The 19,180-nt window shown below is 74.3% G+C and carries 18 protein-coding genes; 6 read left to right on the forward strand and 12 right to left on the reverse strand.

What is annotated here, in order from left to right; all coding sequences use genetic code 11:
- Nucleotides 1–16: 16 nt before the first annotated feature.
- Together BFL37_RS13305 and BFL37_RS13310 are read right to left on the reverse strand one after the other, a co-directional pair.
- On the reverse strand, nucleotides 17–679 hold the full coding sequence (locus tag BFL37_RS13305) for a response regulator transcription factor (RefSeq protein WP_086515569.1): 663 nt from the start codon (nucleotides 677–679) through the stop codon (nucleotides 17–19).
- Entirely contained in the window at nucleotides 676–2,574 is a 1,899-nt protein-coding gene (locus BFL37_RS13310; RefSeq protein ID WP_086515570.1) for a sensor histidine kinase, read from the reverse strand. The genes BFL37_RS13305 and BFL37_RS13310 overlap by 4 nt, the downstream gene beginning before the upstream one ends.
- 159 nt (nucleotides 2,575–2,733) lie before the next feature.
- Between BFL37_RS13310 and BFL37_RS13315 the strand changes: the two genes are divergently transcribed.
- Nucleotides 2,734–4,161 carry a CitMHS family transporter gene (locus BFL37_RS13315; protein ID WP_241534100.1) on the forward strand — a complete coding sequence of 476 codons (1,428 nt, stop codon included), beginning with the start codon at nucleotides 2,734–2,736 and terminating at the stop codon, nucleotides 4,159–4,161.
- Between the two features lie 105 nt (nucleotides 4,162–4,266).
- Here the strand turns inward: BFL37_RS13315 and BFL37_RS13320 are convergent, their stop codons facing one another.
- Nucleotides 4,267–5,736: a DUF2079 domain-containing protein gene (locus BFL37_RS13320; RefSeq protein WP_086515572.1), complete on the reverse strand. Its 1,470-nt coding sequence runs from the start codon at nucleotides 5,734–5,736 to the stop codon at nucleotides 4,267–4,269.
- 101 nt (nucleotides 5,737–5,837) lie between these two features.
- Entirely contained in the window at nucleotides 5,838–6,266 is a 429-nt protein-coding gene (locus BFL37_RS13325; protein WP_086515573.1) for a DUF5997 family protein, read from the reverse strand.
- A 103-nt stretch (nucleotides 6,267–6,369) separates the two neighbouring features.
- On the opposite strand from BFL37_RS13325, the gene BFL37_RS13330 reads away from it, so the two are divergent.
- A complete protein-coding gene (locus tag BFL37_RS13330; RefSeq protein ID WP_086515574.1) occupies nucleotides 6,370–7,386 on the forward strand; it encodes a LysR family transcriptional regulator in 1,017 nt (338 codons plus the stop codon).
- A gap of 31 nt (nucleotides 7,387–7,417) precedes the next feature.
- On the opposite strand, the gene BFL37_RS13335 is transcribed toward BFL37_RS13330, so the two are convergent.
- Nucleotides 7,418–8,149 carry a hypothetical protein gene (locus tag BFL37_RS13335; RefSeq protein WP_086515575.1) on the reverse strand — a complete coding sequence of 244 codons (732 nt, stop codon included), beginning with the start codon at nucleotides 8,147–8,149 and terminating at the stop codon, nucleotides 7,418–7,420.
- Nucleotides 8,150–8,276: 127 nt separating this feature from the next.
- Here BFL37_RS13335 and BFL37_RS13340 point away from each other — a divergent pair, with 127 nt between their 5' ends.
- Nucleotides 8,277–8,597: a hypothetical protein gene (locus tag BFL37_RS13340; protein ID WP_086515576.1), complete on the forward strand. Its 321-nt coding sequence runs from the start codon at nucleotides 8,277–8,279 to the stop codon at nucleotides 8,595–8,597.
- 12 nt (nucleotides 8,598–8,609) lie between these two features.
- Here BFL37_RS13340 and BFL37_RS13345 read toward each other — a convergent pair whose 3' ends face one another.
- The 5 genes from BFL37_RS13345 to BFL37_RS13365 are packed head-to-tail and all read right to left on the reverse strand — an operon-like array spanning nucleotide 8,610 to nucleotide 13,890.
- A complete protein-coding gene (locus BFL37_RS13345; protein WP_086515577.1) occupies nucleotides 8,610–9,506 on the reverse strand; it encodes a prenyltransferase in 897 nt (298 codons plus the stop codon).
- Entirely contained in the window at nucleotides 9,499–9,867 is a 369-nt protein-coding gene (locus BFL37_RS13350; protein ID WP_086515578.1) for a lycopene cyclase domain-containing protein, read from the reverse strand. The genes BFL37_RS13345 and BFL37_RS13350 overlap by 8 nt, the downstream gene beginning before the upstream one ends.
- A complete protein-coding gene (locus tag BFL37_RS13355; RefSeq protein ID WP_086515579.1) occupies nucleotides 9,864–10,208 on the reverse strand; it encodes a lycopene cyclase domain-containing protein in 345 nt (114 codons plus the stop codon). The genes BFL37_RS13350 and BFL37_RS13355 overlap by 4 nt, the downstream gene beginning before the upstream one ends.
- Entirely contained in the window at nucleotides 10,208–12,823 is a 2,616-nt protein-coding gene (crtI, locus tag BFL37_RS13360; RefSeq protein ID WP_086515580.1) for a phytoene desaturase family protein, read from the reverse strand. The genes BFL37_RS13355 and crtI overlap by 1 nt, the downstream gene beginning before the upstream one ends.
- Entirely contained in the window at nucleotides 12,820–13,890 is a 1,071-nt protein-coding gene (locus BFL37_RS13365) for a polyprenyl synthetase family protein (RefSeq protein ID WP_241534085.1), read from the reverse strand. Before BFL37_RS13365 ends, crtI begins: the two co-directional genes overlap by 4 nt.
- A 44-nt stretch (nucleotides 13,891–13,934) precedes the next feature.
- Between BFL37_RS13365 and idi the strand changes: the two genes are divergently transcribed.
- Complete coding sequence (idi, locus tag BFL37_RS13370; protein WP_086515582.1) at nucleotides 13,935–14,501, forward strand: isopentenyl-diphosphate Delta-isomerase; 567 nt, start codon at nucleotides 13,935–13,937, stop codon at nucleotides 14,499–14,501.
- Nucleotides 14,502–14,573: 72 nt separating this feature from the next.
- Here the strand turns inward: idi and BFL37_RS13375 are convergent, their stop codons facing one another.
- Both BFL37_RS13375 and BFL37_RS13380 read right to left on the reverse strand, forming a co-directional pair.
- Nucleotides 14,574–15,452, reverse strand: a complete 879-nt coding sequence (locus BFL37_RS13375) for a patatin-like phospholipase family protein (protein WP_086515583.1) — start codon at nucleotides 15,450–15,452, stop codon at nucleotides 14,574–14,576.
- Between the two features lie 129 nt (nucleotides 15,453–15,581).
- A complete protein-coding gene (locus tag BFL37_RS13380) occupies nucleotides 15,582–16,166 on the reverse strand; it encodes a MarR family transcriptional regulator (RefSeq protein ID WP_241534086.1) in 585 nt (194 codons plus the stop codon).
- Nucleotides 16,167–16,243: 77 nt separating this feature from the next.
- On the opposite strand from BFL37_RS13380, the gene BFL37_RS13385 reads away from it, so the two are divergent.
- Both BFL37_RS13385 and BFL37_RS13390 read left to right on the forward strand, forming a co-directional pair.
- Entirely contained in the window at nucleotides 16,244–18,334 is a 2,091-nt protein-coding gene (locus tag BFL37_RS13385) for an MMPL family transporter (protein WP_086515584.1), read from the forward strand.
- 89 nt (nucleotides 18,335–18,423) lie between these two features.
- Entirely contained in the window at nucleotides 18,424–19,176 is a 753-nt protein-coding gene (locus BFL37_RS13390; protein WP_086515585.1) for an SDR family NAD(P)-dependent oxidoreductase, read from the forward strand.
- The last annotated feature ends 4 nt before the right edge of the window (nucleotides 19,177–19,180 follow it).

Raw genomic sequence — 19,180 nt, forward strand, 5'->3', positions numbered from 1 at the left:
CGTCCGACCGCCGACGTCAGCGCGGCCGCAGGATCCGGTACCGGTGCTCCGGGCGACCGGTGGATCCGTAGTTGAGCTGCACGTCGACCACGCGGTCGCGGGCGAGGGCGCCGAGGTAGCGCTGCGCGGTGGCGCGGGAGACGCCGACGCGCTCCGCGATCTCGGGGGCGCTGAGCTCCGCGTCGGATCCGGAGAGCGCGTCGAGCACGGCCTGTTCCGTCGCCGGGCGTTCGCGCGCGGAGACCCGGCCGGGCCGCAGCGCGTGGATGGCGCGGTCGATGCCCGCCTGGTCGAGCGGGCGGTCGGTCGCGAGCCCGGCGCGGAAGGCCGCGTAGGCCGCGAGGCGCGCGGTGAGCAGCTCGGGCGCGAACGGCTTCACGAGGTAGGAGACGGCGCCCCCGCGGAGGGCGCGGCGCACGGTGGCGGGGTCGTCGGCGGCCGTGACGAGGATCACGTCGGGCTCGATGCGCCGCACCAGGTCGACGCCGCTGCCGTCGGGCAGGTACGCGTCGAGGAGCACGAGGTCCGGGCGGGACGTGTCGAGCACGGCGAGCGCCGCCCGCACGCTGCCCGCGGTACCAACGGCGCGGAACCCGGGCGCCTGCTCCACGATGCCCTCGTGCAGGCGGGCGATGCGGAAGTCGTCGTCGACGATGAGGACGGTGAGGTCGTCGGTCATGCGCGGGCTCCGTGGGGGTCGGGAGTGTCGGGGCGGTCGGGGTCGTCGGCGGGGGCGGGCGGATCCGCGTCGGGCGGCTCCACGACGCCCGCGAGGCGGGCGCAGAACACGGCGCCGGCGTCAGCACGAGGCGGCGGGCCACCGGCATCCGCGACCCACACGTCGCCGCCGTCGCGCCGGGCGATGTCGCGCACGAGCGGCAGGCCGAAGCCGAGGCCGTGCGCGGGATCCGACCCCCCGCGGCCGTCGGCACCGCGGCCGTCCGCGCCACGGCCGTCCGCGCCGCCGTCGCCGCTCTCGGCGCCCGCCGCCACGGCCTCCGCCGCCGCGCCCACGTCGTCGGGCCGCCGCTGGAACACCCGGCCGGCGTCGGGTCCCGCGAGCCCGTCCCCGGAGTCGGAGACCGCGAGGTGCAGGTCGGCGCCGTCGTCGAGCGCCTCCACCTCCACCCACCTGTCGGCGCGGGATCCGCGGACGGCCGCGTGCATCGCGTTGTCGACCAGGTTGCCGAGCACGGTGGTGACCTCCTCGGGCCGCACGAGGATCCCGCGGACGAGTGTGCCGGGCCCGACCCGCAGCGCCACGCCCCGCTCCTCCGCCTCCATCGCCTTCGCGCCGAGGAACGCCTGCAGGTACGGCTCGTCGACGAGCCCGGCATCGACCGTCGGGAACGCGACGGGCCCCTGCTCGAGCACGCCCGCGAGGTAGGCGTCCGCCTCGTCCACCCGGCCGGTCGCGACGAGGCCGCGCACGACGTGGAGGCGGTTCGCGAACTCGTGCCGCTGGACGCGCAGCGCCGTCGACATCGCGGTGACGGCGGTGAGGCGGCGGCTCATCGCCTCGATGTCGGTCTCGTCGCGCAGCACCATCACGGTGCCGAGGTCGCGCCCGTCGCGGTCGACGCGGGCGACGTCGACGAAGAGGAGCCGGTCGTCGACCACCGCGCGCAGCGACGGGGATCCGGCGGCGGGTCCCGAGGACGCACCGGCCCGCGCCTCCGCGACCGCGTCCCGCAGCACCGGCGCGACGCCGAGGTCCGCGAGCGTCCGGCCCACCGGATCCACCAGGCCCAGAAGCTCGGCGGCCCGCGGGTTGCAGACGGTCACCCGGCCGTCGGTGCCGATGCCGAGCACGCCCTCGCCGACGCCGGAGAGCACGGCCGCCTGGTCCTGCACCAGGCCCGCGAGCTCGGACGGCTGGAGGCCGAAGGTGAGGCGCGCGAGCCGCCGCGAGAGGATCCCGCTGGCCACGGCCCCGACGCCCAGCGCGAGCAGGGCGACAACCGCGATGGCCGCGACGTCCACGCCGATGGAGTCGCGCACGGTCGCCGCCGCAAAGCCGACGCTGACCTCGCCGACCACGCGTCCGGACCCGTCGCCCGCGGCAGCACCCGCGCCGGCACCGCCCTCGAGCGCCCGCACCGGCACCTTCGCCCGCGCCGACTCCCCGAGCGTGCCGGTCGCCCACGTCACCTCCTCGCGCCCGGCGAGCGCGACCGTCGGATCCGTGCTCACGCGCTGCCCGAGCTCGGACGCGTCGGGGTGCGCGAGCCGCAGCCCCCGGTCGTCGGTGACCACCACGAAGAGCGCCCCCGTCCGCGCGCGCACAGCCTCAGCCGTGCGCTGCACGGGCCCGTCGGCCAGCTCCGCGGCGGTGGCCGTCGCGGGATCCGCGGTCTCGCTCGTCACGGCGGCCCGGAGCGCGGGGTCCTCGGCGGCCGTCCGCGCGATCGCGAGCGCCGTGGCCTGCGCCTCCTCGCGGTTCTCCGAGGAGCTCAGCAGGCCGTACGCGACGGTCGCGATCCCCACCACCACGAGCACGACGAGCAGCTGGAGGACGAGGGACCGCCGGGCGAAGTCGAGCCCCGCCCGTCGTCGCCCCGTCGCTCGATCCACCTAGTGAGCATAATGCGCAGAACGTCGTCTACGTGCACTATCGCGGGGAAGCGGCACAAGCGCGACGGGACACGGACGCCGACCTAGCGTGTGGTGTTCAGCCGGGCGTCCCGCCCACCGACGAAGGAGTCACACGTGCTGGTATTCCTGGGCTTCGCCATGGTCCTCACCTTCATGGCGCTCATCATGACCAAGCGGCTCACGCCCATGGTCGCCCTCATCCTCGTGCCGACGATCTTCGGCCTCTTCGCGGGCGCCGGGCTCGGCATCGGCGACATGGTCATCGAGGCGCTCGGCGACCTGGCCCCCACGGCCGCGCTGCTGATGTTCGCCATCATCTACTTCGGCATCATGATCGACGTCGGCCTCTTCGACCCGCTGGTGCGCCTCATCCTCCGCGTCGCGGGCGGCGACCCGGCGAAGATCGTGCTCGGCACGGCGATCCTCGCGGCCGCGGTCTCGCTCGACGGCGACGGTTCCACGACCTTCATCGTCACGACGGCGGCCATGCTGCCCATCTACCGCAAGCTCGGGATGAGCCCGGTGGTCCTCACCTGCACCGCGGGCCTCGCGAACGGCACGCTCAACATCGTCCCGTGGGGCGGCCCGACCGTCCGCGCGGCGGCGGCGCTCAAGGTCTCGCCGACCGACATCTTCGTGCCGATGATCCCGTCGCTCCTCGTGGGCATCGCGCTCGTCTTCATCTTCGCCTGGACCATGGGCCTCCGCGAGCGCAGCCGCCTGGCCGCGCTCGGCGAGGCGCGCGCCGAGGGCGGCCTCGACGCCGCCGGCGGCTCCGGCTCCGGCTCCGGCGGATCCGCGGGCGGCTCCGGCTGGTGGCGCGCCGGTCGCGGCGCCCCGGCGACCCCGCGCGGCGGCCTCATCACGATGGCCCCGTCGCTCGTCCGCGCCGAGACGGCCGCCGTCTCCACGCTCGGCACGACGATGCTCGACCCCGACCGCGACACGCTGCGCCCGCGCCTCATCTGGTTCAACCTCGGCCTCACGATCGTGGTGCTCGCGCTGCTGATCATGGACCAGCTGCCCCTCGCCTACGTCTTCATGGTGGGCGCCGCGGTCGCGCTGATCGTCAACTTCCGCGTCCTCAAGGACCAGGGCGAGCGCATCGCGGCGCACGCGCCGAGCGTCGTCGGCGTCGTGTCGATGGTGCTCGCGGCGGGCGTCCTGATCGGCGTGCTCAACGGCACCGGCATGGTCTCGGCGATGTCGGCCTGGCTCGTCACGATCATCCCGGACGCGCTCGGCCCGGGCCTCGCGGTCATCACCGGCGTGCTCAGCATCCCGATGACCTTCTTCATGAGCAACGACGCGTTCTACTACGGCATGCTCCCGGTGCTCGCGGAGAGCGCCGCGAACTACGGCATCGACCCCGTCGAGATGGCGCGCGCCTCCATCACCGGGCAGCCCGTGCACCTGCAGAGCCCGCTCGTGCCGGCGATCCTGCTGCTCGTGTCGCTCGCGGACGTGAACCTCGGCGACCACCACCGCAAGGTGCTGTGGCGGGCCGTGCTGGTGTCGCTGCTGATGCTCGCGGTAGGCGTGCTCACGGCGGCGATCCCGATCTGATCAGGGGCTCCCGAGCGGAGCGCGCACGCGGAGGCCGGGCGGCCCGGGGGAGCGCCCGGCCTCCGCGCGTGCGGGGGCGGCGCGTCCGGGCGTCGCCCGCTCCGGCTAGGAGACGCGCCTGGCGACCTGGTACCCGGCGTCGGCGTAGACGATCTCGTACGTCGTGCCCGCCCGGGTCGCCTCGCCGTACTGGTCGGCGTCGAGGGCGCCCTGGCCGAGGCCGCCGCCGACGGTGTCGATCACGACGTACTGCGGCGCCGGGTTGCCGGGGTTGCCGAGCCAGTAGACCTCGTGGTCGTCGACGAGGTACGACATGAGGCCGATGTCGCTGAGGACGGACGCGCCCGCCGGCACCTGGTCGAGCGCGGCCTGCGCCTGCGCGGCCCGCGGCGACGGCTCCCAGATGGTCGGCTTCGCGAGCTCGGCCATCGGCGAGCGGAAGGACAGGGCGACCGCGGCGATCGCGAGCACCGGCACCGCGAGGCGGGACGCCGACGCCAGCCAGCGCTGACGACCGGCCCGGGCGCGGACCACGCCGTCGATCGCGGCGGCGAACACGATGGGCATGAGCACGGCGTCGTAGTGGTAGCCGGGCGCCCAGTACGACTCGGTGGGCGAGAGGAAGCGCCAGGCGAGCGTCGGCACCACGAGGAGCAGCAGCGGCGAGCGCAGCGCGATGAGCGCGCCGGCCAGGACGAGGAAGGCGACCGTCTCGAGCTTCGGCACGGCGAACAGGCCCACGAGGGTGCCGAGCGGATCCGCGACGACGCCGCCCGCGTCGAGCTTCGACGCGTAGTCCCAGCGGGCGTCGCGGTTGAAGGCCGGGAGGATCACGGTGGTCGCGAGCACGAACCAGGCGACGCCCCAGCCGGCGAGCGCGATGCCGACGCGGCGGTCCATGGTGAGGGCGATGATCGCGCCGAGCACCGCGACCGTGAGGCCGAGGTCCTCCTTCACGAACACGAGCGGCACGGCCCACGCGGCGGCGGCCATCGCGCGGCGGGCGATCACCGCGTCGAGCGCGAAGGCCAGCAGCGGCAGGGCGAACGCGATCTCGTGGAACTGGAAGGCGACGGCGCCCTGGATCCCCCAGCTCAGCCCGTACGCGGCGGCCACGACGATCGCGCCCCACCGGCCGACCACGCGGCCCGCGAGCCGGCCGACGCCGACCACCGAGATCCCGATGAGGACGGCCTGCACCACGAGCAGCGCGAAGGCGTGCGGCCAGATCGCGTAGACCGGGCCGAGCAGCACGAGGATCGGGTGGAAGTGGTCGCCCAGGAGGTTGAAGCCGTCGCCCTTGATGGAGACGAGCGGCATCTGGAGGCGCGAGTAGTCCTGCGCGAGCTGCGTGAAGATGCCGGTGTCCCACGACTTCACGGTGAAGCGACGCCACTCGAGCGCCGAGAACAGCACGTAGACGGCCGTGACCAGCGCGGCGACGACCACGGAGCCGACCGTGCCGGGCACGCGGGATCCGGTGATCGGGGCGGGCAGGGCGGTCGCGGGATCCGGCTCGGCGGATGCGGCGTCGGCGGCGTGGCGGCGTCGGGCCGTGTCGTTCGTGCGGGTCACGGAGGCAAGGGTCTCACGCGGGGCCGTGATGCCGGCCGCGGGATCCCCGGCACCATCCGCTCAGCGCCGGTCGACGCCGGCGCGCGGTCGGGCGGATCGGCTCAGCGACGCGAGCGGCCGCCGTCCTGGCGCTCGCGCTCGGCGGCCATGGCGGCTCGGCCGGCGTCGCGGTTCTTCACGCGGATCTGCTCCTCGCGCACCTCGGCCTGCGTCGCGCGCTCCTGCACCAGCCACTGCGGCGGCGCCTGGAGCAGCTCCTTGATCTGGGCGGTGGTGAGCGCCTCGTCGACGCCGGCGCGGGCGAGGCCCGCGATGGAGACGCCGAGCTTCCCGGCGATGACCTGGCGCGGGTGCGGGCCGTCGCGGAGCAGCGTGGCCAGCCACTCGGGCGGGTTCGCGGTCATCTCGGCGAGCTCGGCGCGCGACGGGGTCGACTCCTGGAACTCCACCGGGGTCGCCGGCAGGTGCACGCCCAGCTTCTTCGCCGCGGTCGCGGCCTTCATCGTCTGGCTGGATCCGTCGCTCGTCATGTGCCCAGGGTACCGTCGGGGCCCCGGGCGCCCTGCACTAGCCTGGATCGGACCCGCCGCCGCTCACCGCGCCACCACCGAGCGGGCCATCGAGGGGACTCCCGTGGACGCCGACCCGACCGCCCTCCGGCACTTCGCCGCCGTGGCCGACGAGCTGCACTTCGCCCGGGCCGCGAAGGCCCTCAACGTCTCGCGCATCGCGGTCAGCCGATCCATCCTCGACCTCGAGGCGCTCTGGGGCGTCGAGCTGTTCGTGCGCGACGACGGGCCCACGCGCCTCAGTCCCGCGGGCGAGGCGCGCCTCGCCGAGGCCCGGGCCGCCATCGCCGCGGACGACGCGCGCCTCGCCGAGGAGGCCGCCGCCCCGCCGCGCGGGCTCGTCGTCGCGATCGTGCCGGGCGTGACCATCGCCAAGTGGACCCGCGCCTGGGACGAGCGCGTCGCCGACGTGCCGCTGCGCGTCGTGCCCCTCGCCGCGCCGGACGCGGCGCCCGCCCTCGTCGACGGATCCGTGGACGTCGCCTTCCTCCGCCTGCCCGTCGACGGCCGGGGCCTCACGGTCGTGCCGCTCTACGGCGAGGTGCAGGTCGCGATCCTGCCCAAGGAGCACGCGCACGCCCGGGCCGACGCGATCTCGGTCGTCGACCTGGCGGAGGACCTGCTCCTGCAGCCGGCCGACGCCGTGCCGGGCTGGCCGGGGCGCATCGCGGGCGCGGATCCCGGCCCGATGCCCGACGACGTGACGGCGGCCGTCGAGCTGGTCGCCGCCGGCGTCGGCGTCGTCGTTGTGCCGCACGCGCTCGGCCGGCTGCACGCGCGCAAGGACGTCGTCGCGGTGCCGGTGCACGACCTGCCCGAGACGCGGATCGCCGTGGCCTGGCGCGAGGGCGACGCCTCCCCCGACATCGAGGAGCTCGTGGGCATCGTCCGCGGGCGCACGGCCGCGAGCTCCCGGTCGCAGCGCGACGACGACGAGCGCGACCGCAGGAAGCCGACCGCGGCGCAGAAGACAGCCCGCAAGGCCGCGGGCAAGCCGGGCGCCGCGGGCGCGAAGAAGCCCACCCCGAAGGGCGGCGGCAAGCGCACTCCCCCGCCGCGCGGCCAGCGGCGCGGGCGCTAGGGACGCGAGCGGCGGATCCGGCCGGGTCGGCTCAGGCCGCGCCGCGCCGCGCCTGCAGGTCGGCGATGACGCGGCCGGTGTGCTCGCCCCAGCGGCGGTACATCGACGCGTAGCGGAACTCCCCGCCCTCGAAGTCGACGGGTCCCGCATCCGGCAGCTTCACCGACGTGACCTGCGGGAACCGCGCGCAGACCTCGGCCTTGCGCTCGGAGAGGTACATGGCGTGATCCCGGAAGAGGCCCCGCACGAACGCTCCGGCCTCCACGTACTGCGCCACCTGCGGCACGTCCGAGACGAGCACGATCGAGTTGTCGGCGGTCTGCTCCACGAGGTGGTCGAGCAGGTCCTCGAGGCGGTGGACCCAGGGGGTGATGCGCGCGAGCTCCAGCGCGTCGGCGACCCCGGGCATCACGAGCACCACGTCGTAGCGGTGCAGCTCGGTGATCTGCCGGACGGCCTCCTGCGTGGCGGTGAGGTGCTGGTCGGCGAGCGGCACGGTGCGCCACTCGACGCCGCGGCCCGTGATCGCGGCCAGCGCCCTCGCCGACTGCGCCGCGACGCCCTCCGCGTGCGTGCGCAGGCCCACGCCGGATCCGCCGATGCCGCCGAGCGCGAGGATCCGGTCGGGATCCGGCCCCGGCACCACGCCGACGGGCGCGTCCGTGGGCACGGTCGCGGTCAGCGGGGTGGGGATGCCTCCGCGCAGGCCGGCCGCCACGAACGGGCGCACCGTCTGGTGGAGGAGGCGGATGGGCGGTGACATGGGCTCCTGGGGATCGCGGGGCGCCCGTCCGTCATGCGCCGAGCACCCCCGTGTCGGACGCACAGCATATCGTCGTCCTCGAGCACGGCCGGGTGCTCGCGCCCCCGTCCCACCACCTGGAGCACCGATGACCCGCGAGCCCGAGCCCCTCATCCACCACCCGCACGCCCGCTTCCACCAGGGCGCCTGGCGCGTGCAGGTCGCGTCGCAGCCCGTGCTCGGCTACGTCGTGCCCACCGTGCGCACGCCCGGGGCCGCGACCGTCTTCGAGGTCTACGCCGACGCGGTCGACGACTCGGGCCGTCGCGTCTGGGTCTCCACCGCGGTCACGCTCGAGGCCGCCATCGCGTGGATGCGCGAGCACGACATGGAGCTGCTCTCCTTCGCGGGCGAGCACGCCCGCCGCCGCCGCGAGCTCGTCCCGGGGATGATGCCCACGCACTACTGACGGCGGCGGGCGTCAGGCGCTCGTGAGCCCGTACGCGATGAGGAGCATGGTCACGACGAAGCCGGAGAGGAAGTTGAGGCCGAGGAAGCGGCGCCAGCCGCGGTTCGCGGCTCCCGCGTCCTCGTCGCGGATCGACCAGAACGGCGCCGTGCTGAGGATGTACGGGATCACGAGCACGGCCGCGATGATCCCCGGGAAGCCCGTGAACAGCATCGCGACGCCGGCCGCGCCGTAGGCGAGCACGGCGATCCGCACGGTGACGGCCCCGCCGAGCACGGTCGCGATGGAGGAGATCCCGCCCTCGCGGTCGGCCACGATGTCCTGCACGGCGCCGAACGCGTGCGAGGCGACGCCCCACAGGAAGAAGGCCGTGAGGATCGCCCAGAGCGCGGGGGTGAACGTCCCGCCCGCGAGCACGATGCCGTAGACCGCGGGGGACGTGAAGTGCGTGCTCGAGGTGAGCGAGTCGAGCACCGGGCGCTCCTTGAAGCGCAGGCCCTTCAGCGAGTAGGCGATCACGGCGAAGACGCTCACGGCGAGCACGGCGACGCTGGCCGCGGATCCCACCGCCACGAGGTAGACGAGGAACGGCACGTTCGCGATGAGCACCGCGACGAGCACCGGCCGGTGCATGGCGCGCGCGAGCACCGCGCCCTCCACGCCGCCCTTGCGCGGGTTCCGCATGTCGGACTCGTAGTCGAAGACGTCGTTGATGCCGTACATCGCGAGGTTGTACGGGATGAGGAAGTAGAGGGTGCCGAGTATCGCCGTCAGGTCGAGCTCGCGCGTGACCGTGAGGTACGCGGCCGCGAACGGGAACGCCGTGTTGACCCAGGAGAGCGGACGCGACGACAGCGCGATGGTCCGCAGCATCCCGGCGGCACCCGGCCGCGTGCGCACGTCACCCATGCGCTTCGATGCCGGACACGCGGCGGCGCCGGCGCAGGAGGTACCAGACGGCCGGCAGCAGCACGAGCGCGGCGATCGCGTAGGCGAAGTCCTCGATGGGCGCGTACCCGAGCATGAGACCCACGAGCTTGTCGGGGTCGTAGCCGACGAGGCCGACCTTGATCATGAGGTTGTCGAAGATCAGCGTCATCACGAGCAGGATCGCGACGGGCATCCGCCGGTACCAGTAGTACTCGGGGTAGTCGAAGCGGCTGGATCCGTACGGCTCCGCGGCCGCCTCGCGCAGCAGCAGGCGGCGGAACAGGAACCCGACGACCGCGACGGGGATCAGGAACAGCAGGTCGAGGACGAGGTAGCTCATCGGTTCGCACGCTCCCTCGCCCGGGCGACGTGGTGGTCGGCGAGGCGGCTGAACCCGTTGACGAGGTTCATCGTGAGGTAGCAGAGCAGCGTGAGGAAGAAGACCTCCTCGAGCGGCAGCTCCGGGCCGACGAGGATCCCCGTCATGATCGATGTCTCCCCGCGGAAGAAGATGCCCTTCGAGATGCCGGCGATGTCCCAGAGCAGGAAGAACGCGACGCCGATGAGGGTCGTGAGGGCCGCGGCCGTGCGGTCGCGCCAGAAGAACAGGCGCCAGCGCCGGTCGACGAGCATCATGCAGCCCAGCGACACGAGCAGCAGCACCAGGTAGACGAGACCCATCAGACCACCGGGCGGCCGACCGTGCGCACGAGCGGCTCGGCGCCGGGGCCGGTCGACGTGTCGCCGCGGAGGCGCTTCACCAGGATCTCCGCGCTGATGAGGCACATGGGCAGGCCGATGCCGGGGATGGTGGATCCGCCGGCGTAGTGCAGCCCGTCGACCCGCTTGCTCGTGTTGCCGGCGCGGAACATGGCCGACTGCGTGAGCGTGTGGGCGGGCCCGAGGATGGTGCCCTTCCACGAGTGCAGGTCGGCGGCGAAGTCGCCGGGGCCCGAGGTGCGGCGGAGGACGATGCGCTCGGCGAGGTCGGGGATGCCGGCCCAGTCGGAGATCTGCTGGATGGCGCGGTCGGCGATCTCCTCGACGCGCGCGTCCCCGGCGCCGTCGATCCCGCCGCGGCCGATGGTCGGGTCGGCGGGGATCGGCACGAGGATGAAGACGTTCTCGTGGCCGTCGGGCGCGACCGAGCCGTCGGTGGCGCTGGGCTTGCAGACGTAGATGCTCGCGGGATCCGGCACCGAGGTCGTGCCGCCCTTCGGCGGGAAGATGCGGGAGAAGTTCTCGTCCCAGTCCTCGGTGAACAGCAGCGTGTGGTGGTGCAGCTCGGGCAGCTCGCCCTTCACGCCGAGGTAGACGAGCACGGCGCCGGGGCCGGCCGTGGCCTTGTCCCAGTACGACTGCGGGTAGGTGCGGAACGCCTCGGGGATGAGCTCGGTCTCGGTGTGGTGCAGGTCGGCGGTGGAGACGACCACGTCGGCCTCGAGGGTCTCGGTTCCCGCGTCGGTGGTGATCTGCACGCCGCGCGCCCGGGCCCGCCCTGCCCTCGTCGGCTCGGTGAGGATGCGCGAGACGGGGGCACCGGTGCGGATCTCGACGCCCTCCGCGCGCGCGACCCGCTCGATCGCGTCGATGACGGTGATGAGGCCGCCCTGCGGGTAGAGCACGCCGTCCTCGAGGTCGAGGTGGCTCATCAGGTGGTACATGCTCGGCGCGAGCTTCGGCGAGGAGCCGAGGAACACGGCCGGGTAGCCGAGGATCTGGCGGAGGCGGCGGTCCTTCACGTAGCGCGCGACGTGCGTCTCGAGCGGCGTGAGCAGCAGCTTGCCGAGGGTGCCGGTGCGGGTGACGACGTCGCGCTTCAGCAGCGGCCGGTAGTCGGCGAAGGTCGTGTAGAGGAACCGCCTCTTCGCGACCTCGTAGACGTCCTTCGCGGAGTCGAGGTAGCGGGCCATCGCGGGGCGGGATCCGGGCTCGACGCTCTCGAACAGGTCGAGGTTCGCCTCGCGGGAGTCGCGGATGTCGATGGGCTCGGGATCGCCCTCGAAGAGCACGCGGTAGCCGGGGAGCCGCACGAGGTCGAGCTGCTCGGCGGCGCTCGTGCCCATGAGCTTGAAGAAGTGGTCGAACACCTCGGGCATGAGGTACCAGCTGGGGCCGAGGTCGAAGCGGAAGCCGTCCCTCTCCCAGGAGCCCGCGCGGCCGCCGACCTCGTCGCGGCCCTCGACGAGGGTGACGCGGTAGCCGTCGCGGGCGAGGAGCGACGCGGAGGCGAGGCCGGCGATCCCGCCGCCGATCACGATGGCGGTGGGTGCGGTCATGGCGCTCTCCTGCTGCTCGGGGTCGGACGGGGCGGGCTGGGATGCGGGAGCGGGGCGCGCGGCGTGCACGCGGGGCGCGCGGGAGCGGCGCACGAGGCGGCCGTCGACGCCGGACGGCTCGGCGCCCGCGGCGGCGGCTAGCGCGATGCGGGCCTTGACCGGATCCGGCACCCGCACGCGCGTGCGCACCAGCTCGGACGCGGGGGTGTCGCGCAGCCGCACCGCGAGCTCCGCGAACAGGCCCTGCGCCAGCGCGACGGCGCGGCGGCTGGAGGCGGGGAGGTCGGGGATCACGGCGCCCGACATGCGGAGGTCGTGGTCGATGTCGTCGAGGATGCGCTCCTTGTCGGCCTCCGAGAAGGTCGCCACGTCGACGCCGGGGAAGTAGCTGCGGCCGAGCGCGCCGTGGTCGGCGGCGAGGTCGCGCAGGAAGTTGACCTTCTGGAACGCGGCGCCGAGGCGCCTGGCGCCCTCCTCGAACCGGATCCGCTCGGGCCGCGTGGTCGCGTGGCCGACCAGGAACGCGCGCAGGCACATGAGGCCGACGACCTCGGCGGATCCGTACACGTACTCGGTGAAGGAGGTGGGCGTGTGCTCCATCCGGCGCAGGTCCATGCGCATGGAGGCGAAGAACGGCGCGGTGAGCTCGGCGCCGAAGCCGGCGCGGCGGGCGGTGATCGCGAAGGCGTGCACCACGAGGTTGGTGCTGTAGCCGCGCAGCATCGCGTCCTCGGTCTCCTGCTCGAGCGCATCCAGCAGGGCCTCGACGTGCGCGGGATCCACACCGGCACCGGCCGCGGCGCCGTCGACGATCTCGTCGGCCACCCGCACCAGCGCGTACACGTTCTCGATGTGCTGGCGGACGTCCGCCCCGAGGAGGCGCGACGCGAGGCCGAAGGAGGTGGAGTAGCGGCGGATGACGACGGAGGCCGTCTCCTGCGCGACGCGGTCGTACTTCTCCAGGCCGGTGGGCGCCTCGGGGGCGGCGGGCCGACGGCCGGGCAGGCGACGCGTCATCGGATGCGCCCGAGCACGGACTCCGCGACGGGCGCGAGCTCCCGGCGGAGCGCGTCCGGCACGACCGGGTCCTCGAGGCGCGCGCACGCGGCGACCGCGAGGTCCCGCGCGACGCCCTCGGCGTACGCCCGCGCGCCCGAGCTCTCGAGCACCGAGCGGACGAGCGCGGCCTCGCCGCGGGAGAGGTCGTCCTTGCCGACGAGCGAGCTGATCTCGCCCCACTCCGACGAGCGGACCGCGTGCGCGATGAGCACGGTGCGCTTGCCCTCGCGGAGGTCGCCGAGGTTGGTCTTGCCGGTCTCCTGCTCGTCGCCGAAGACGCCGAGCACGTCGTCGATGACCTGGTAGGCGATGCCGATGTCGCGGCCGAAGTCGCCGAGCGCGGCGACCACCTCGGGGCGCGCGCCCGCGAGCACGGCGCCCGCCTGGAGCGGCGCCTCGAACGAGTAGACGGCGGTCTTCAGGCGCTCCATGCGGAGGATCTCCTCGACGCTCGGCACGTCCGCGGTGAGCGAGAACTCCACGTCGATGAGCTCGCCCGCGGCCGACGCGAAGACGGCGTCGTCGAGGATCTCCATGAGGTGCGACCGGGTGAGGTCGCGCACGCCGCTCGCGTCGATGAGGCGGTACGCGTTGACCAGCGCCAGGTCCCCCGCGATGACGGCGGCCGACATGCCGCGGTGCTCGGCGAGCGGCTGGGGCAGGCCCTGCGTGGTGGCGATGTCGCGGTAGGCGCCGGAGACGTTGGGGCCGCCGCGCCTCGTGAAGTCGCGGTCGATGACGTCGTCGTGGACGATGAGCGCGGTGTGCAGCATCTCGAACGCGGCGCCGACGTGGGCCGCGGCCTGCACGTCCTGGCCGCCGAGGCCGTCGTACGCGGCCATCACCATGCGCGGGCGGAAGCGCTTGCCGCCGGCCGTGTTGGACTCGAGCGTGCGCCACAGCTTCACGTACTCGTCGCCCATGGCCTCGGCCCGCACGAGCGACCTCGCGAAGAACGCGTCCAGCACGCCGTTCACATGGGCCTGCCTCGATGTGGAGACGGCAGCGAGGTTGGTGGCGTCCACGGATGAAACCTAACATCGTGGGGGTAACGGAAAGCAGGGAGCGCATGTCACAGCACACCGAGCTCGTCGTCCTCCTGGACGACGACGGCGAGACCATCGGGACGGCGCCCAAGGCGACGGTCCACACCCGCGACACCGCGCTGCACCTCGCGTTCTCGTGCCACGTGTTCGACGCCGAGGGCCGGATCCTCGTCACCCGCCGCGCCATCGGCAAGCTCACCTGGCCCGGCGTCTGGACCAACTCGTTCTGCGGCCACCCCGCCCCCGGCGAGGACATGCTCGAGGCCGTGCACCGCCGCGCCGAGCAGGAGCTGGGGCTGACGCTCGCGTCGGTCGAGCTCGTGCTGCCGGACTTCCGCTACCGCGCCACCGACGCCGCGGGCGTCGTCGAGAACGAGATCTGCCCGGTGTTCCGCGCGGTGGCGGCCACGCCGGTGGATCCGCGGCCCGAGGAGGTCGGCGAGTTCCAGTGGGTGGATCCCGAGGAGCTCATCCCCGCGGTCGCCCACACTCCGTGGGCCTTCAGCCCGTGGCTCACGCTGCAGCTGCCGCTGCTGTACCCGGAGCACGCGGCGCACGTCGGGCTCGCGGACGCGGTGCCCGCCGCCTGATCCGCGCACCCGTCGACACGAGGGGCCCGGCCGCATGACGCGGCCGGGCCCCTCGACGTGGTGCGGACGGGATCAGCCCCAGAAGGCGCGGATCTCCTCGGCGAGCCGCTCGGCCTGGCGGCGGCCCGCCTCGGCGGACGCCTTGCGGGTCGAGAGCAGGAGCGAGTTCTCGCCGAAGGCGGCCGTGCTCTCGGCGTCGGCCTGGATCACGAGCACGTCGGCCCGGCCGCGCAGCTGCTGGACGACGCCCGGGAGCGTCGGGCCCATGCCGCTCTGCGGGGCCTCGGGGCCGCAGGCGATGACGAGGATCCGCTCGTGGTCGGCGACGACGTCGGCGTTCGTGCCGGAGCGCATGCCGCCGTCCATGTAGGGGCGGCCGTCGATGGTGACGGGCGGGAACACTCCGGGCACGGCGCAGCTCGCGGCGGACGCGCGCACGAGGTCGGCGCCGGACTCCTCGTCGAAGACGGTGAAGCGGCCGGTGCCGGCGTCGACCGCCGTGATGCGGAGGTCCTTCTCGGGCCAGTCGCGGATCGGCAGCAGCTGGCCGATGCGCTCGACGCTCGCGGCGTCGTCCACCTCGGGGTCGTACTCCTCGAGCGCCAGCTCGCCGATCCTCTGGCGCGTGGGGATCTCGCCCGCCGTGCTCGCGACGCCCTCGCCGATGACCTCGACGGTGCGCGCGAGGTCGCGGCTGCCGGTCGGCTCGGCCATGCCGGCGACGTCGACGAAGTGCTCGTCGTAGGCGGCGTCGATGGCGCCCGCGCGCAGGTTGATCGCGACGACGGATCCGGCCGAGGTGCCGACCACCGTGTCGGCCGCGTCGAGGTCCACGCCCGCGGCGATGAGGCCCGAGAGGAGCCCGGTCTCCCACGCGATGCCGGCGACGCCTCCGCCGCCGAGGACCAGTCCCCGCGTCGGCGTGGTCGTGTCCCGCTCGGTCCCGGTCATGGTCCTCCTCTGCCGCGCGCCGTGAGGCCCGCGTGCGCGTCGTGGTGGTGGTGGATGCGGGTCCATCATCCCCGAACACGGTGGACGCCGCCCGAGCGCCGGGTGCACGCGCGGTGGACGGGGACGGGATCAGCGGGCGGCAGGCGTCTCGGCGGCGGACCCGGGACTCGCGGCCGCCTCCGCGGCGGTCCCGGCGCCCACGGGACCCGCGGCCGCCTCCCGGTAGACCTCGCGCACCTCGCCGAGGAACCGCATCACGGCGGCGCGCTCCTCGTCGGTCAGGGCGTCCGCTGCGCGCGCGACGCCGCCGATCATGGGCATCAGCTCCGCCATGGCCCGGCCGACGGAGGCGGGCCGCGGGACGACGACGACGCGGCGGCGGTCGTGCGGGTGCGGTCGGCGGTCGACGTGGCCGACCTCGACGAGCCGGTCCACCACGAGCGTCGCGGCGGCGGTGGAGACCCCGAGGCGGCCCGCGAGCTCGGTGGGCGACAGCGATCCCTCCTGGATGAGGTGCTCCATCGCCTTCATGTCGGTGGGGTTGACCTCGAGCACGCCGCCGAGCCGGCGCTCGAACCCCGCGGCGAGGCCCAGCACGTCGCGGAGGATCCGGCCGAGCTCCCCGGCCTCCCCCGCCTCGGCGGGGACGCCCGCGCCCGGTGCCGGCAGAGCCGCGGTGGCGTCCGGATCGGAGCGGGGACGGCGTCGGGGCATGCCCGCATCGTACGCCCGAGGTAGCTAAGCCGCTTGATCATCAGTAGGCTGACGATCACCGCACCCCTGGAGGACCCGTGAGATCCATCGCCCGCTTCGTCAGCGCCCGCCGCACCGCCTGGACGGCGCTCGTCATCGCGGCCGCCGCCGTCGCCGCCCTGTTCGCCTTCCTGCCGAAGGGCGAGGCGGACGCGTTCCCGCCCTCCGGCCTGCCGGAGTCGAGCCAGGCGCGGCACGTGGGCGAGCTGCTCGAGCGGTTCCCGAGCGCGGACACGACGGTCGGGATCCTCGTGTTCAGCCGGGACGGCGCCGCCCTCACCGAGGCCGACAGCGCCGCGATCGCCCAGCGCGCCGAGGCCCTGGCCGCCGGATCCATCGCCCCGCAGGCCGTCGTCCCGCAGGCCAGCGACGACGGCCGCGCCGCGCTCGTCGCCGTGCCGCTCGACGCCTCGGAGGCCGCCGACGACGTCGCCGGGACCGCCGACGCCCTCCGCGCCACGGCCTCGGACGGCCTGCCGGACGGACTCGTCGCGCAGCTCACCGGCCCCGTCGGGTTCCAGGCCGACATCTCGAACGCGTTCGCGGGCGCCGACCTCCGGCTCCTCATCGTGACGGTGCTCGTGGTCGCGGTGCTGCTCATCGTCACGTACCGCAGCCCCGTGCTCTGGATCGTCCCGCTCGTCGTGGTCGGCGTCGCCGACGGGCTGGCCCGCGTGGTCGTCACGGCGCTCGCGGAGCCGCTGGGGATCACGATCGACGCCTCGATCGGCGGGATCCTCTCGGTGCTGGTCTTCGGCGCCGGCACGAACTACGCGCTGCTGCTCGTGGCGCGCTACCGGGAGGAGCTGACGCGCCAGGAGGACCGCCACGCGGCGATGCTCACGGCGGTCACGAGCGCGGGACCCGCGATCGCGGCGAGCGGCGGCACGGTCGCGCTCAGCCTGGTCACGCTGCTGCTCGCCGAGCTCTCCGGCAACCGCGCGCTCGGCTTCGCGTGCGCGATCGGCGTGCTGATCGCGATCGCCGCCGCCCTCCTCGTGCTGCCCGCCGCCCTCGTGGTCTGCGGGCGGGGCCTCTTCTGGCCGTTCATCCCGCGCGCCGGCACGGACGCCGACCACGGCGGGAAGCCGGGCGCCTGGCGACGGCTCGGGCTCGGCGTCCGGCGTCGCCCCGCCGTCGTGGCCGTCGTCGCCCTCGCCGGCGTCGGCGTGCTCGCGCTCGGCCTCGTCGGCGCGCGGGTCGGCCTCGCGCAGACGGACCAGCTGCTCGGCGACCCCGAGTCGGTCGCGGCCCAGGAGGTCGTCGACGCGTCCTTCTCCGCCGGCCTCACGGCGCAGACCGTCGTGCTCGCGCCGGATGCGGCGGCCGCCGACGCGGTCGCCACGGCCGAGTCCGTCCCCGGCGTCGCGAGCGCCACGGCGGGCGAGTCCGCGGAGGGCCGCACCCGCATCGACGTGCAGCTCGACGCCGAGCCCGAGAGCGCGGCGGCCTTCGCGGCCGTGCAGGACCTCCGCGACGCGTACGCGGACGCACCGGGCGCGGAGTCCACGACGCTCGTGGGCGGCAGCGACGCCACGGCCGCCGATACCGCCGCGTCGTCCGAGCGCGACCAGGGGCTGATCATCCCGATCATCCTGGCCATCGTGTTCGTGATCCTCGGCCTGCTCCTGCGCTCGCTCGTGGCGCCGGTGCTCCTCATCGCGACCGTGCTGGCCACGTTCTTCGCGAGCCTCGGCGCCGCGAACGTCCTCTTCCAGCAGGTGCTCGGCTTCCCCGCGTTCGACGCGAACGTGGTGCTGTTCGCGTTCCTCTTCCTGGTGGCGCTGGGGGTCGACTACAACATCTTCCTCGTGACCCGGGCCCGCGAGGAGCGGCGCCTGCACGGCACGCGCGAGGGCATGGTGCGGGCGCTCGCGTCGACCGGCGGGGTGATCACGAGCGCGGGCATCCTGCTCGCCGCCGTCTTCGCGGTGCTGGGCGTGCTGCCCGTGGTGGCGCTCACGCAGATCGGCGTCATCGTCTGCATCGGCGTGCTGCTCGACACCCTCGTGGTGCGCACGCTGCTGGTGCCGGCGCTGGTCTTCCTCCTGGGCGACCGGTTCTGGTGGCCGTCGCACCGCCCCGGGCGGCACGAGGCGGCGTCGACCGGGGATCCCGTCGCGGCCTGAGCGACCCCTGAGGACCCCCGCGCATTTATGGCACCGCGTGCCACAATGGTCGGGCCGGCGACGAGGCCGGCCCGACAGCGAGGAACCACATGACCCAGGACCAGCAGTTCAGCGGACGCACCGCCATCGTCACCGGAGCGGGCAGCGGCATCGGCCGGGCGGCGGCGCTGCGCTTCGCCCGCGAGGGCGCGCGCGTGATCGCCGCCGACGTCTCCGCCGAGCGCCTCGACGCGCTCGTCGCCGAGCACCCCGACCTCGACCTCGTGCCCGTCGTGGGCGACATCACCTCCGAGGACGGCGTGCAGGCGATCGTCGCCGCGGCCGACGGGCGGGTCGACGTGCTCGCGAACGTCGCCGGGATCATGGACGGGTTCCTGCCCGCCGCCGAGGTCGACGACCGCACGTGGGACCTCGTGTTCGCGGTGAACGTCACGGCCGTCATGCGCCTCACCCGCGCGGTGCTGCCGCTGATGATCGAGGCCGGGAAGGGCGCGATCGTCAACATCGCCTCCGAGGCCGCGCTCCGCGGATCCGCCGCCGGGCTCGCGTACACCGCCTCCAAGCACGCGGTCGCCGGCATGACCAAGAACACGGCCGTGCTCTACGCGGGGCAGGGCATCCGCGCGAACGCCGTCGCCCCCGGCGCGACCAACACCGCGATCGAGGCGCCCATGCGCTCCGAGCACGCCGGCCGAGTGATGGGGCCGATCATGCAGACGATCGTGCCGGCGCCGGTCGAGGCCGACGAGATGGCGAACTCGGTGATCTGGCTCGCGAGCGACCAGAGCAGCAACGTGAACGGCGTGATCCTCGCGTCCGACGGCGGCTGGTCCGCGATCTAGCGGG

Source organism: Clavibacter michiganensis, from assembly GCF_002151125.1.
In the GTDB taxonomy this organism is placed as follows: Bacteria; Actinomycetota; Actinomycetes; order Actinomycetales; family Microbacteriaceae; genus Clavibacter; species Clavibacter michiganensis_C.